This window comes from Desulfuribacillus stibiiarsenatis, from assembly GCF_001742305.1.
GTDB lineage: Bacteria > Bacillota > Bacilli > Desulfuribacillales > Desulfuribacillaceae > Desulfuribacillus_A > Desulfuribacillus_A stibiiarsenatis.
This window is the reverse complement of record NZ_MJAT01000022.1, coordinates 178,202-193,883: the sequence shown is the minus strand read 5'-3', so window position 1 is coordinate 193,883 and position 15,682 is coordinate 178,202. Positions and strand designations below refer to the sequence as shown.

Here is a 15,682-nt window from a genome sequence, read left to right as displayed (position 1 = left end):
TCTCACCCCTCCTCTATTTTTTCACATAATAGATTCGCGGACGGGTTCCTTTTTCCGGAATCAACTGATATACAGATTTTTTTGCCATTGCTTTACTAATTTCACTATCAGGGTCATCGAGGTCGCCAAAGATACGTACACTACACATACACGTACTAGCACATGGAGGTTCCTGGCCCTGTACGACATATTCAGAGCAGAACTTACATTTCTCTGGAACACGCTTTTCATTTAATGTACGAGCGTCATACGGGCATGCCGTCATACAATACTTACAGCCAATGCATTTGTCGTGATCCACAAGCACTATGCCATCGGAGCGCTTATATGTTGCGTTCGTAGGACATACGTGCAGACAAGGAGGATTGTCACAATGCATACATTGAACAGGTACAATCTCTTGTTTTACTGTTGGGAATATCCCACGCTCTCTAAATTCCAGTCGATTAAACGACATATTCGGTGGTAATTGATGCTGCATCTGACACGCGACGCGACATGCTCCGCAACCAGTACAACGAGAAGCATCAATCAACATTGCATAGCGAGCCATATTAGCTTACCCCCTTCGTTATTTTTACGATGATTTCTTGACTATTGGTACCGCCCGCCATAGGTTCGACTTGCAACTCTAAGAAATCATTGAAGTTTACACCTACACCGTAACCGTCCTTTTGTCTCTCAGAGAAGTTTCCATAGGAGTTAGAAATCCATACGCAATCAGGGTGAACCAATTCTGTCACTTTTACTTTTGCCTGTTTGGTGGAAACGGAAGATTGCACTGTAACCGTATCGCCATTTTTAATTCCTAGCTTATCGGCACGAACTTTATTCATCCACATCCATTCCCCGTTATACGCTTTCGTAATTGCCATCAAGTACGGATTATTGGCAGTAATACTATGGGAATGCCAAGGCTGTTTCCCATGGATAAGACGGAATTCATTCTCTTCCTTCGGCCATGTAGCAGGAGGTACCCACGTAGGGACTCCGCTAAATCCGTTGGCTTCATATTCCGGAACCTTAAAGTTAATCTTCTTCGTGGAAGTCTTAAACTCTAATGGAACTCCTTCCATGAAATGGGTCGTAAACTCTATTGTTCCTTCTTCATATAAACGCTCCGGTGTTAACCCTTCTACCGTTGACAACGCTGCTTTGACTTCGTCTTCGATAGTAAAATTAAAGTATCCTTCATATCCCATTGCTTCACAAATTCCTGCTACGATTTCACGGAGTGGCTTCGTATCGTGAATCGGGTCTAGAGCTTTCGCACGAATTGAGATTTGTGGGTATATGTGCGCTAAATGACCACTATTATTCCTTGGTGTTTCTGTTCTTTCCAGATAATAGTCTTCTGGAAGGATGTAGTGCGCCGTGTGAACCGCTGTTTCATTCCAATCCGTCGGAATGACGACTACTAATTCAGCATCTTTGATTTTCTTCTGGTATTCTGGGTTAGGTGCTGTACGTAATGGGTTATAGTGATAAATAAATACCGCTTTAATTAACCCTTCCTCTACCAATTGTGGTGTGATTTGCGCAATTCCACGACCAGGTTCAACTGTTGGGAACTTCCCTTTCACACCAGCGCCGTCTGCACGTTCTCCCTTACGTTTGAACGGTGGCATTTTGCGGTCAACCGATCCAAATGGGATATCTTGCCCTGGGTACAGCCCACCGATTTTATAGAAATTGCCGACTAAAGCATTGAGTATTACATTCATTTGGGCTGTTTGCGTACTGTTCACATAGTGACAGTTCAATCCATGCCATCCTGGTTCTAATATCGCTTTTGGTGCGCTAGCTGCCATATCCCTAGCAATTTCACGGATTTTATCCGCTGGAATGCCAGTAACCTCTGAAGCCCAGTCGGCACTTGCCGTTTTATTTGCTTCCCAGAATTCGCTAAATCCTAGTACGTTTCTGTTCACAAAATTACGATCATATAGGTTCTCCGAGATAAGTGTGTGCGCAAGACCTAGATAGAATGCAAGGTCAGTACCCGGTCGGATTGGGACCCAATCATGAGCAATTTTAGCCATTTCGTTATATTTTGGATCTACTACAACAAGCTTTGCTCCTCTTTCAATCGCCTTATGAATCTTGTTCATTCCATTTGGGATAATCCCTCCGCCGAAGTTTCTTCCGACGAATAATAAGTAGTTGGCATTTTCATGATCTGCCGCTAAAGAATCGCCGACCATCTTAGGCCATACGTTAGTTTTTGAAGTAAAGCATGTAGAGTAGTGAGTGCAATAATTTGGCGATCCGATTAAGTCTAATAAAATATCAGCATAGAACTTACCACGTGGGCCATGTTCTACCCAGAGTACGGAGTCCCCTTTATGTTCCTCCACAATCTTTCCAAGCTTTTCTCCAATTTCTGAAAATGCCTGTTCCCAAGATATTGGCTCAAATGTATCGCCTACGCGTTTCATTGGTTGTGTAACGCGAGAAGTATTATAGACATCTGCTGCCATACCATGCCCTCGGGCACATAAGCGGCCTCCAGACTTCAAATGTAACGGATGACCTTCTACTTTCCACAGGCGATTGTTTTTGGAATAAACAGCCTTGGAGCACATACTCGCACAACCATTACATTGTGACCAAACTTTCTTAAGTGGCTCTTCCGAAGCAACTTTTTTATGGTCTGCTAAACTTAGATACATTGGCACTGAGCCAACTACACCTGAAGCTGCGGCGGCTTTTATAAATGTTCTTCTATTAAATTTTTTCACTGCCATTCTCCTTTCTCTCTGAAAATTTACAAAATCGATTAATCGTGATTAAAATGTGAAATTTCAACTCTTACTCACACTATAACGCGTGAGATATCACACTTCAATTCATTGAAAATTCATAAAAAACGCGGAATTTCACCACTAGCCTTATGTATTACACGAGGGAGGGTTTTGCGCTATAGTCATGTTTTATAGCCATAAAAAACAAACATACCCCGCATCGCGAGATATGTTTGTCTTTTCGAAGAATATGGAATATGCTTATATTGTGAAGAATTTAATGAATCTATTAAAAAACAACCAGGTACTTTGTTAGGATTCGAATCCCCGCAAGTACACCTAAAGTCATGAAAATTAAGAATACCCAGCCATGCAGGGAATATGTTGGAATTCCCGTCATAACGGCACTCACATTACATCCGTGGGCCAACCTAGCACCAAATCCCATGAGGAAACCGCCAATTATCGCTGAATAGATAAACCTTGGGTGGGCCGTTTTGCGGATCCGGAACTCTCTGGCAAGTAATGATGCGACAAAGGATCCTATGACAGTGGCGATCACCAAGGGAACCAGTGGATGATTGAAGAACAACAAATGCTGATTCGGATTCTTTGCGAAGAACGTCCAGTGGTTGATGTCCATGATAAAACGGTCTGTAAGTCCCGCAAATAAATGGATAAGACCATTCGTAATTCCCCAGAATTGGTTCCACAAATACACAAAGGAGCTTAAAATCGCTAAAATAATAGCACCCCAAGTGTAGGGCCATGGTTTTTTGAGGATTTTATCGGTCGCTGATAGAGAGGCTGCTGTTTGTTGAAACGACTGAGGAAACGGATAATCTATCATTTTGTTCTTGTAATCAAGATAATAAAACAGACCCAGCATTCCTAGTAAAACGGTCATTTGCAACACCATAGCAATTGGCAAACCAAGATACTCGGGAAGGAACACATAGGAAATGCCATAATTCAGTGGATGATGCCAATCATATAGCCATACACCTAAAAAAGAACCTACAATGAGGCCAAGGAATCCCCACCACTGCATAATGAGCCCTTCACCCATACGGATTAGAATTCCAGAGGCACATCCTCCGGCAATGACCATGCCAATGCCAAAGATAAATGCGCCAATCAGTGTCATAAGACCAATAGGTTCCAGTTTGGCAACAATCTTTAACGGACTGAATAAAGAGATTGTATACAAGATTGTGAAAAACGTAGTTGATAACGATAAATAGATTAAAACACCCTTGGCTAGATTATAATTTCCTAACAAAAATACATCACGAATTGCACCAACAGTACAAAACCTAGACCGTTGAAACACAAAACCAAAACAAAGCCCAAGGCTCCAAGCAATTGCTAGATTATAATTAGAGCAGACGATAGTAGCAACGATTCCTATGAAATTGACAATCACAAGGATAAATCCAATTTCCCTTTGTTTTGATAGAATCATACTTTTCTCTCCAATTTGTTAGAATGGCAAACTAATTATCTCAGCGGCGATACTAATCCTCCAATGTTATATGTGGGAGATATGTAACGCTCCATCTGAACTAAGCTTTCTTTATGAATGGAAACTCGATTTAGTATGGCAAATGTAATGTGGTCTCTATAAATAAGTTTAACAGAATGTTACATAGATGCAAAGATGCAATCTTACACAACTCGAAAGTAGGTGCTCCGAATGAATTTAACAGCTATAGAATCCTTTTGTCACGTGATACAACATGGTAGTATTTCTAAGGCTGCCAAAGCATTACACATGTCACAACCGGCGTTAAGCTTACAAATTCAAGAGTTAGAAAACCAATTAAATGCGACATTACTTGAGCGTAGTAATAAAGGTGTAACTCCTACTGAGGTTGGTAATCTTGTCTATGAATATGGACAAAAGCTAGTCACCATCGCAGAGAATATGAGAAAAGACGTAACTAAAATGAATAACGTTCAAACGGAGCTTTTAGTAGCTACATCTAGCACTGTGGGACAGTATGCCTTACCATGTACACTCTTTATTTTTCATGAGGAATACCCAGATAGTAAAATTATTACTAGAATTACGAACACGAAAGAAGCGATTGAATCTACGCTTAACGGAAGTGTCGATTTCGCAATTCTTGAGGGCCCCATTAAAGATGAGGACAAACAAACATTGAAGGACGAAGGCATTGTGCTGCAGAGAATTGCTAGGGATGAGCTAGTAATTGTTGTTCCTCACACTGAAACTTGGGAGGATATTGATGAGATTTGTATTCAGGATTTTATGAATTGTCAGTGGATTTTCCGTGAGAAAGGGTCTGGAATTCGTGCTACCATTGAAGCGAAGTTGATTCAAGAAGGTATGGATCTGAACAAATTAAAGATTCTAATGGAAATGGACCAAACAAGCGCCATCATATCTACTGTAGCGTCGGAACGTGGCCTATCACTATTGCCACGCATAGCAGTAAAAAAAGAACTCCATTATAAAACTTTAAAGGCAATTAAAGTAAAAGAGTTCTTATTCTATCATACAATTAGCTTAGCCTATCATCCGAAGAAGATTAAATCTTCCTTAGCGCAAGCATTTCTGGAATTATTGCATTCAAAAGAAAGGGGTTTCTGTTAACCCCTTTTTATTTTGTTCTTTTTTCAATTGTGATAAGCCATATCCCATAATCGATTTCTTGTACAGAACTAGGATATCCTAGCTTATTCTGAAAGTGTTTTACAACGGACTGCATGGTACAGCTATGATCTGTTTTGATATGAACCTTATCTTGGTTCCCTAATGCCTTGAGCTCTTGTTCTGCTTTAAGAATTGGTATGGGACACATTTCCCCAATGCAATCAATTGTCTTCTCCTGCATATGAATCCTCCATAGTCTCTCTCTGAAGTTCCGAAACGTTAATGCCTCAAAAATACCATATATTACTAGAGTCTACAATATAATTTAGTTTAACCCTTGCAATTCAATACATCATTATAATTAATCCTTAGCTTCCTTACCTCTTCTATTCTTAAATATATAACTGTCGATTTTGCTTAACAAATCATTCTTTTTCACAGGTTTGTTCATATGTTCATTACAGCCAGCCTGAATACTACGTTCCTGGTCCTCTTTCAGTGCATATGCAGAAAGTGCAATGATTGGAGTCGCGACTTTGTTATTTTCTTGCTCCCACTTTCTTATTTGCAAAGTTGCTTGATATCCATCCAATAATGGCATTTGAATATCCATGAGTACCAAGTCAAAGTCTCCCTCTACAAATTTCTCATAGGCTTCTATACCATTTGTTGCTTCTTCAATATGGTATGGAAGATTTTTAAGATATGCTTTGATTAACAATCGATTATCGACTGCATCATCTACTAGTAGAATTCTTTTCGCGTTAGCCTCTGTTTTATCCCCATGACGCCAAGAAAGTGTTTCAGTAGCTTTGTCAATATTGTTCACTTCTTCTAAGTCGTAGGATTCAGTAACTGGTTTGTACGGTATTTGAACCATAAATTTACTGCCAATTCCTTCTTGACTTTCAACCCAAATTTGACCCCCCATAATCTCTACCAGTTTCTTGGATATAGTCAACCCTAAACCAGTTCCACCATAACTGCGGGTCGTCGAAGTATCTAGCTGAATAAATTCGTTAAAGATAGTTTCTACCTTATCTTGTGACAGTCCAATCCCCGTGTCTTCTACAATCAATCGAAGAGAGCGCTGATCACATTCTAATTTTAAATTAATGCTACCTTTTTCCGTATACTTAATAGCATTACCAATCAGGTTAACCAGTACTTGACGCACTTTATCTTCATCAATCCAAGCAAGGCATTTCATTTCTTTATCTAAGTTAATATCTACCGTAAGTTGCAAACCCTTTTGATCTGCTATATAGCTATAGGTGTCCCCTACTTCATATACCATTTCCGAAACATTAACTGCACTCATAGACAGCTTTATTTCTCCTGCTTCTATTTTAGCTAAATCGAGGACTGCGTTAATAATTTTTAATAGATGCTCTCCATTTTTCTTCAATATACGAATATAATTTCTTTGTTCTTGTGTGTTGGCTAGTTCGTCTAATACATCCGTCATACCAATAATAGCGTTCATTGGGGTTCGTATTTCGTGACTCATTGTAGCTAAAAACCTGCTTTTCGCAGCATTTGCTTCTTCAGCTTTTTGCTTTTCACGCTTTGCTGTTTCTCTCTCTTTTACTAACTGCTGATTCATGATTTTATTATCTTCCCAAGCTTGATTAAAAGCGTCACCAATGATTGAAAGCTCCGATTGTTGATCGTAAATGACGGTCATTTTTTCACCTTTCAGTGCTTCCTTCAATTGAACAGATAACTCACGTATTGGTTTCACGGTTCGCCTAGCTACATAAAAGCCGTAAAATATGAAAAAAAGCATTCCAACAAGGGCACCTTTAACCATGATGACATAGATACTTCTCAATTGCTCACTAATTGTATCTAATGAGACGCGATTGACAACAAATCCTAAATCAGAATCTATATTTTTATAAACAATTAAATGGTTATCACTAATAAAATCATTCAGTCCACTCTGGTTTTGTTCTAAATGTTCCAGCGTAAATCCATAGTCAAAGATGGACGTAGCAATTCCAAATGCATTCAGTTTTTTTGAATCATTCTTGGGCAGCGTTAAATAGATAATTCCATTTGTATTTACTAGATGAATTTCTCCATCACTTGCTTGATACTCAAATTCTAAGCGTTCTTCTAACCAAATTGGATCTAGTTCATGTACTGCAATCTGAGTTAACTGCCTACGATCGTTAAAGGTCGGAATGACAAGATTGATAAGTAATCTTTGCTCAAAGGGATGGAATCTTATCAACGGGAATGGCTGATTTGCATTCCTCGCTACTTTAAAGATTTCTTTACCTTTGTATTGATATCCTATCATCCTATCAACAGTCGCATGGGTAATGAAACCCTCTGCGTTCATAATATATGATTCTAAGTATTTAGGATTATCCTTGATGCTTTCTAGAACTTTATCACTTTGCTCATAACCTAGCAGCTTATAATGTAGCGTTAATATCTCCATTTCTCTCTTCAAGAATAACCTAGCTGTTATTTCGTAACGTTCTAGTACCATCCTTGCGTTCGCTTGGTATAACTCAATGGTTGTTTCTGTCACGTACTTGTATATTAGACCTGCTAACAAGACAATCAGAACTAATCCCGCAATTGTGAACTGCCGGAATAGCCGCCATTGTAATCTATTGAAAACTATTCTAGAATTTTTATTGAACATTACGGAATCTCCACCTCTATAAACCGGCTGCCCTGAATGGTTACGGGGATGAAACCACTATCTTTGATTAGACCATGTTCATCAAATGATATCATATAACTTACATGCCTTTTATTATAGTCACGCAAGAGATTTCTTAATTGAGAGCTATTTTTAGACGCGTTCATCGTTTCGTACATCACTTGAAATCCATCATAAATCCACAGCCCAGAGGCGTCCAATCGATGATTACCTATGGCTATCTTATAACGCTCCATAAGTGTTACTAAATCTATTCGCTCTGCATAATCTAGATAAATTTTTGGCACTACAGAATATACATTGCCCTTTATTCCAACAAACTCATGAAGAATATCTGGATGCAGAACTACTCCTGTAGAAATAATCGGAAGTGTTATCTCTGCCATTTGACATTGTTGCAAAAAGTGTTCAAGTTGTTGCGACCCTAGAAAAATAACGACGGCCTTGCCCGTCAGTTGCCCCTTAATCCGGGTAATTTCGTTACTAAAATCTATTTGCCCTGATTCTACCGTTAGTATCTCTTGTGCTTTGATTCCTATAGAACTCAAAGCCAGTTCCAGTTCTTCTGCTCTTTGGATTAAATTAGACGTTTCGCTAGAAAGGATTGTCACTTGTTCTACTTGTAGATGTTTGTTGATGAGCTGCACCATCGTATCCATCTCATGTGCCGTTCGATTTCGAATGGAAAAACTCCATGACTTTTCATGAAATATCGTCTCATCTGTTGAGAAAAATGATATATGAGGAATTTCAAATTCCATCGCAAGCTCTGCGAGTAACTTTGTTCCTGCACTATTAAAATCTCCTACGATTGCAACCACGCTTTTGTTTTCTTTCAGATACTGCCTTGCCTTATCATATCCTTCCTGTTCTTCGCCCGTATAAGTAATATATTGATGGGTGATAGGATATCGTTGTTTTTGTTTTTGATAATCAGCTAAAGCTAATTCAGCCGCTACAATTAAACGGGATGGATTAAGGCTAGCTGTATTCTCTTGGTCTTTCGTTATAATTATGATTGTTTTCGTCTGGAGCGATTCCGTTCTCAGCCACAACAGGACTACTAATAGCAAACATACTATAATCACCGAGGTAATACTTTTTGTTGTTATGATTCTCGCCACGTGAACACCTACAATCTCAATACTTGTTGCTCAAATAATATTTCAAAGGAAAATCAACTTTTGCGTATAAAAAAGACCAGTTGAAATAACTGGTCGGTTACGCCACTTGCTCCAAACAATTCAGGCGTCCATGTTAGAATTGTTTATCTTAGCTCCCTTATGCTTTAACGAATATTCTTAGAAATTGCTTTCCACTCGTATTATAAAGTTAAACTAGGTCATTTGCAATAGCTTATAATACTCAGGACACCAAATGATATCTCTTATAAAAACACGCACTACGAGAGTCTACAAGTATTGTTAATAAAGCTACAGTTCTCTATAACCTCTTCATACTGCACAACTTTATTTCTACCACTATTTTTGGCCTTGTACAAAGCATTGTCTGCATGTTCGATAAGTGTCGTGGTCGAATCACTAGTATAATTATGTATTGTCGTAACCCCGAGACTAATCGTTACATAGTCAGAGATGGCTGACTTTTCGTGACAGATTTGAAGCCCCTCGACACAACCACGAATTTGTTTCGCAATTTCCATCGCCCCATGAATGGCAGTTGCTGGTAGAATGACAACGAATTCTTCTCCACCGTAACGTGCTACCATATCCGTAGGTCTCTTTAAGATTTTCTCCACTGTTTGCGCTATCGCTTTTAGTGTATCATCGCCACACTGATGACCATAGTAATCGTTATATAACTTGAAATAATCAATATCAAACATTACAAGGGATAGTTGTCCTTTGTTTCGCACGGCATAGCGCCATTCACGCTCTAAGTACTCTTCTAAGTACCTTCGGTTAGCAATTCCTGTTAGTCCATCAATCATGGAGAGCTTTTTTAAGGTTTCATTACGATCTTGAAGCTGTGCATTAAGCTCTTGTAACTCTTTTTCTCTAACTTTTCTTTTTTTCATTTCCGCGCTCAGTTGTAAGAGTGAGCCCACCCTAGCACATAACTCAATTTTATTAAACGGTTTTTTAATAAAATCTGATGCACCCGCTATAAAAGCATCTCTAAAAATCTCCTGATTGTCATATTGAGTTACAATTACAATTGGTATATCCCGAAATGCTTCCTTGCTTTTAATTTCCCGGCAAGCACAGATACCGTCTTTTTCTGGCATGAGAATATCTAGTAGAATTAAATCCACGTCGTCCGTAAGAACCGATATTCCTTGATCTGCCGAAACTGCTGCCACTACTTCTGCATCCAAATAATCACTAATGTATTTCTTAAGCAATCTTTGGGTATCCAGACAATCGTCAATGATTAGTATCTTCGTTTTCCTCACCCCGATACCTTTTTAATAATTCCACAATCTTTTGTTTTTTGATTGGCTTGGTCATATATTCAGTACATCCTGCTTGCATCGCAAGTTCACGGTCTCCTTGAAGTGCAAAGGCGGTAAGTGCAATAACAGGGGTCGCGTTTCGCTGATTTACTTGTTCCCATTTACGGATTTCTGAAGTTGCTGTATAGCCATCCATTTCAGGCATTTGAATATCCATTATCACAAGATCATACTCATTGTTTTGATAAGATTCAACGGCCAACCTTCCATTGTCTACAAACTCCACCTTAATATTTTGGTTTTTTAAATATGCTTTCATCAACAATTGGTTGTCAATCGAGTCTTCCGCAATTAGGATTTTTAATGGCTTCCCATTATTGGTTTCTATCGATTTCTTGTGTTTACCATGGGATAAATTCGTAATATAATCCTTTTCCGAGTCATATGCATCAATCCGCACTTCTAATACAAAAGTACTCCCTTTCCCAGCTTCACTGACAACGGCAATATCACCTTGCATCAATAAAGCTAGCTGCCTAGCTATGGCTAACCCAAGTCCTGTTCCACCAAATCTACGTGTGATAAAACTTTCGGCCTGTGAAAAAGGTTCGAATATTTCTTGTAGCTTTTCTGTGGCAATACCAATTCCTGAATCCTCTATTCGGCAAATTAAGCACAAATGACCATCGTCTTCCATTAGGCAATCTGCTATCAATCGAATGCTCCCGGACTCTGTGAATTTCACAGCATTTGACAGCAGATTCCCAATGATTTGGCGAATCCTGGTTGGATCACCTACTGCAAAGAAACCTTCAGCAATGTGAATATGCGATGAATACTGAATTTCTTTTTGTATGGCTTGATGCATATATAAATCAGAAACATCTTGAATCAATCGCGACAAGTTAAATGGGATTCTCTCAATAGTAAGTCGTCCTGCTTCGAACTTAGAAATGTCTAGAATGTCGTTGATAATATTTAACAAATCTTCTCCGGAACGCCGGAACACATCGATATATCGCTTTTGCTCTTTCTTTAATGGAGTTTCTGCTAATAAATCTGCCATACCAATAATTACATTCATTGGCGTACGAATCTCATGACTCATCATGGCGAGAAAGTCAGATTTTGCTTTCGTTGCCAGTAATGCTTGGTCGCGCAACGCTTTCATCTCTTCTTCAGCGCGTTTCCGTGCTGCTGTCTCCCATGCAAGGTCGGCCAGAGCTGATACCAACTCGACGTCTCTAGACGTATAGTCTCGGGGTTTATTCCCAACCCCTATAATCGCTACTATTTGATTCCCTCGAATGACTGGTGCCACAAGTTGCCTTACAATCGGTGCATGTCCGTCTGGCAGTCCTTTCTTATGCGGTACGCTATCATAATCATTATGAACCACAGGCTGACGTTGATGGATACACTCAACCCATATTCCTGCTTCACCTATATTATAGTGGGCTTTTCGTCCTTCGGTTGCACACATCGATCCTATTGTATTCGTAGACCACATCTGTAACTCTAATGTCACTTGGTCTTCATTTAAAAAGTGAAAAAAACCAATCTGACTCTCGGTAATTTGCTCAATTTCATCCAGCGTTTTCTGCAAAAGTTGGTCTAGTGTATGGTTCGTCGCAAACTCTGCAATTCGCAAACGTACTTCTAGCAATTGTTCTCTTCTTATTCTTTCCGTAATATCAAATAAAGTATATTTTAAAAGTTGTCTGTTTTGATGTTTGAAAGCAATCAAATGGACCTCAGCATCCCAGGACTCTCCATTGGGGCGGATATGTTTCCATTCAAAAAAAGCAGATTCCTCACGTAAAGCCTTTTGAATATATTCATTACTTGCCTCTTTTGATTGCCTCCCATCGTATTGAATGTCTGCAGAGAACATAAATATTGATTGGTGAAGCGCCTGCTCTTTTGAATCGAGTCCGTAAATCTTAATCGCAGCATCATTACATTCCAGTATTCTATAATGTTCTAAATCAATGACTACCGATGGGACGTGAGAATGATGAAATAAAACATCATTATAGTTCTTACTTTCTAGCAAGGCGGTTTCAGTCTGCTGACGAACCTTTACATTCGTTAATAGATGTGAGAACAATTTTAGCAATTCGAACTCCGCCATCGTCCATTGACGAGTACTTTGCGCTGATTCAAAGCCAATCGTTCCAAGGCATTTCCCGTCTACTAATAACGGTATAGCAACCAGAGTAAAGACATTATGCTGCAGGAGATAATTCTTCAATTCAGATTCTTGTAACTGTTGAACATTATCAATATGAAATACTCTACCAGAACGGTGGCATTCAATGACTTCTTCAATCATCTGCATAGGCACTGCCCGAGCAACTTGGATGCGTGATGCTACATTCGGTGCACACCATTCATGGGTGTTAATCGCCAATGTATTCTCCTCATCGTACTCATATAAATATACTCGCTCGACATTGGCTCGTAGGCCAATGGTCTCCATGGCCGTCATTATTTCCTGATTCATTTTATGTAGGGGAGTATTAATAAATGATGCTGCTAATTCAAATACAAACGAGTGATACGAGTGCAATCGTTCTATATGAATTTCTGTCATACACTGTAACACCCCTTTATATCTATTGTCGTACATTTGTATACGCTGCAATCTAAATTTCATTACTTACGATCAATCACGACAAGGGTAATATCATCATCTCGAGATGCGTTCTCTTTTATGTTTTCTGGATTTCGTAAAATCGAATCTAGTAATTCACCATACGGTTTCCCGCAGCTTTTTTGTATCAAAGCCGTAAGGATTCCGATTTGCCACTTGTAATTTTGTGGTAACAATGCTAGTAAACCATCGGAATATAATACTAGTCTCGAACCCTTTGGGAAGGATAGCTGTGCTTCCTTCATAGGAAGCTGTGATAGCAAACCGATTGGTGGTGACCCAGTATCAAGTTTTATGAATTTCTTGCAATTTTCAACCAAGATCCCTACTGGATGTCCGCTATTGACATAACGAACCATATCTTTCTCTGTGTCGATTAACACATAGATTGCTGTAAAATAGTAATCCATGCACGCAAATATATATGCTTTTGATTGATATAAAGAAATCATATGACGGTTTAACTCTAGCATTACTTCTGTAGGGCTCTTGATTCTACTAATAATCCCCGGCAACAGAGATCGTATGGTCATCCCAACTAACGAAGAGCTAACCCCATGACCCATTACATCAATAATAATTACACCATACTGCGATTCTGAGATTTGGTGCCAATAATAAAAATCGCCTGATAGGCGATTGGATACTTCAATGTACCCATTAATTTGAATATCCTTTTGATCCATTGGTGCTGGTAAGAGGTTTTTCTGTATTTGTTTTGCCAACTCGAGTTCATTTTCTAATTGGATTCGTTGACTCTCTTGTTCTGTCACATCGTGTACTACGAGTACAAGTTTCTGTAATTTTTGTTTGTGTACAGTCACCAATAATGAAGTACAAGATACTTTTGCTATTCGTTGCTGTTGATTGCGATTATAGTAATTTACAAGTTCTTCTATCATTGGCTGTGTAGCTTGTTCTTGAATGGCATTCGGATTGGTGTTCTGTGCTAATTGCTGGTAGACCCGTAGGCGATCTTGCTCAGCAAAATGCTCCATCAGATTCGTCGATAAGAGCTCTTCCAGCGTATAACCTAACAATTCTTCCGCTGCATGATTCATCCATTCCACATGGCATACATGGTCAGCAATAATAATCCCACTAGACGTTGTCTCCATTGCAGTAATCTGTACCCGTTGCTCTTCTAGCGTATTCTCAAGGATGCGCTCGTAATGAACTCTCCGATCATATTGTCGTTTCAAGTCAAGTGTGTTCTTAACGCGCGCAAGAAATTCCACTCGATTGACTGGCTTTGACACGTAATCGTTCGCACCAGCATCGAATGCACTTTTCAAATACCCAACCTGATCGGCTGCCGTAACCATTACAATTGGTAATTGTTGTGGATTATAGCTTTTGCGCACTTGTTGAACCGCTTCAATGCCATCCATCTCCGGCATCATGACGTCCATTAGAATAAGATCCAAACTTTTATTCAATACATCTAATGCTTCAAGGGCAGACAAGACATAGGAAACGTCACTATATCCTTCTACCTGCAAATATTTTAGTAGCAATAGGGCATTTGCTTTTGAATCGTCAACGATAAGAATTTTCATTGCTTTAATCATAGGGTTTCCTGCGTGGATTCTTTTGCATTTTCAATATCGCTATGCCTTATCGTTCGATTTCTCCCTAACTGTTTTGCTTGATATAACGCTTTATCTGCCCGCTCTATTAAACAATCCATTGTATCCCCGTGTTTGCCTATTTCGGCCACTCCTACACTAACTGTCAAGGACTCACAGACAGAGGATTTCTCATGACAAATGTTCAAACCTATTATTTCTTTTCGTATCGTCTCCGCCACATGATAACCACCATCACATGTAGTTTCAGGTAGGATGACCACGAATTCTTCTCCACCATATCGAGCGATAATATCTGTCGGTCGTTTAATCACATTTACAGCGGCGGCAGCTACATTCTTTAGCACCTCATCGCCACTTTGATGACCATATTGATCGTTATAATCTTTGAAATGGTCTACATCAAATATAACGACAGAAAGTGGAGTATGATTTCTTACTGCTAGTTTCCATTCACGGTCTAAGCACTCGTTAAAATATCTTCGATTCGCTATGCCAGTTAAACCATCAATCATCGATAGTTGTTTTAATAATTCATTTTTCTCGTACAATTCCTGATTTAAACTCACGAGTTCCTGCTCACGGAGCTTGCGATGCTTCATTTCCCTACTGAGCTTCAAAAAAGCAGAAACCCTTGCGCGCAATTCCAGTTTATGAAATGGTTTCCTGATAAAGTCCGATGCACCTGCCTGAAATGCCTTCTCTAAAGTCTCCAAATCATTGTTTTGAGTGATAATGAGAATAGGAATATCCGTATAGTCAGCGATTGTCTTTATTTCTTTACAAGCAGTAATCCCGTCCTTGTCTGGCATAACTACATCAAGAAGGATAAGTCCGATCTCATCAGATAGCAGCTCCATTCCTTCTCTTGCAGATACTGCAGTAACTATCTCTTCCTCCATAAAGTCCTTTAGATACGCTTTTATTAGTTGTAGCGAATCTTTACAATCGTCTATTACAAGGATCCCCATCTT

At 39.3% G+C, this 15,682-nt stretch carries 11 protein-coding genes and 1 riboswitch; of the genes, 1 reads left to right on the top strand and 10 read right to left on the bottom strand.

What is annotated here, in order from left to right; genetic code table 11:
* Positions 1 to 13: 13 nt before the first annotated feature.
* The 3 genes from BHU72_RS08670 to BHU72_RS08660 all read right to left on the bottom strand — a co-directional run bounded on the left by BHU72_RS08670 (position 14) and on the right by BHU72_RS08660 (position 4,209).
* On the bottom strand, positions 14 to 553 hold the full coding sequence (locus tag BHU72_RS08670) for a 4Fe-4S dicluster domain-containing protein (RefSeq protein WP_069702232.1): 540 nt from the start codon (positions 551 to 553) through the stop codon (positions 14 to 16).
* 1 nt (position 554) lies between these two features.
* A complete protein-coding gene (srrA, locus tag BHU72_RS08665; protein ID WP_436796455.1) occupies positions 555 to 2,747 on the bottom strand; it encodes a respiratory selenite reductase catalytic subunit SrrA in 2,193 nt (730 codons plus the stop codon).
* A gap of 286 nt (positions 2,748 to 3,033) precedes the next feature.
* Positions 3,034 to 4,209 carry a YeeE/YedE family protein gene (locus tag BHU72_RS08660; RefSeq protein ID WP_069702230.1) on the bottom strand — a complete coding sequence of 392 codons (1,176 nt, stop codon included), beginning with the start codon at positions 4,207 to 4,209 and terminating at the stop codon, positions 3,034 to 3,036.
* Positions 4,210 to 4,440: 231 nt separating this feature from the next.
* Between BHU72_RS08660 and BHU72_RS08655 the strand changes: the two genes are divergently transcribed.
* A complete protein-coding gene (locus BHU72_RS08655; RefSeq protein WP_069702229.1) occupies positions 4,441 to 5,364 on the top strand; it encodes a LysR family transcriptional regulator in 924 nt (307 codons plus the stop codon).
* Positions 5,365 to 5,371: 7 nt separating this feature from the next.
* Here BHU72_RS08655 and BHU72_RS08650 read toward each other — a convergent pair whose 3' ends face one another.
* The 7 genes from BHU72_RS08650 to BHU72_RS08620 all read right to left on the bottom strand — a co-directional run bounded on the left by BHU72_RS08650 (position 5,372) and on the right by BHU72_RS08620 (position 15,679).
* The gene (locus tag BHU72_RS08650; RefSeq protein WP_069702228.1) at positions 5,372 to 5,605 is read right to left on the bottom strand and encodes a sulfurtransferase TusA family protein; all 234 of its coding nucleotides are present in this window, start codon (positions 5,603 to 5,605) and stop codon (positions 5,372 to 5,374) included.
* Between the two features lie 120 nt (positions 5,606 to 5,725).
* Positions 5,726 to 8,026 carry an ATP-binding protein gene (locus BHU72_RS08645; RefSeq protein WP_069702227.1) on the bottom strand — a complete coding sequence of 767 codons (2,301 nt, stop codon included), beginning with the start codon at positions 8,024 to 8,026 and terminating at the stop codon, positions 5,726 to 5,728.
* Entirely contained in the window at positions 8,026 to 9,171 is a 1,146-nt protein-coding gene (locus BHU72_RS08640; protein WP_069702226.1) for an ABC transporter substrate-binding protein, read from the bottom strand. Before BHU72_RS08640 ends, BHU72_RS08645 begins: the two co-directional genes overlap by 1 nt.
* Before the next feature lie 82 nt (positions 9,172 to 9,253).
* Positions 9,254 to 9,337, bottom strand: a riboswitch (cyclic di-GMP riboswitch).
* Between the two features lie 112 nt (positions 9,338 to 9,449).
* Complete coding sequence (locus BHU72_RS08635; RefSeq protein ID WP_069702225.1) at positions 9,450 to 10,463, bottom strand: GGDEF domain-containing response regulator; 1,014 nt, start codon at positions 10,461 to 10,463, stop codon at positions 9,450 to 9,452.
* Entirely contained in the window at positions 10,435 to 13,059 is a 2,625-nt protein-coding gene (locus BHU72_RS08630) for a GAF domain-containing protein (RefSeq protein ID WP_069702224.1), read from the bottom strand. The genes BHU72_RS08635 and BHU72_RS08630 overlap by 29 nt, the downstream gene beginning before the upstream one ends.
* A 62-nt stretch (positions 13,060 to 13,121) precedes the next feature.
* A complete protein-coding gene (locus BHU72_RS08625; protein WP_069702223.1) occupies positions 13,122 to 14,690 on the bottom strand; it encodes a SpoIIE family protein phosphatase in 1,569 nt (522 codons plus the stop codon).
* A complete protein-coding gene (locus BHU72_RS08620; RefSeq protein WP_069702222.1) occupies positions 14,687 to 15,679 on the bottom strand; it encodes a GGDEF domain-containing response regulator in 993 nt (330 codons plus the stop codon). Before BHU72_RS08620 ends, BHU72_RS08625 begins: the two co-directional genes overlap by 4 nt.
* Between the last annotated feature and the right edge of the window lie 3 nt (positions 15,680 to 15,682).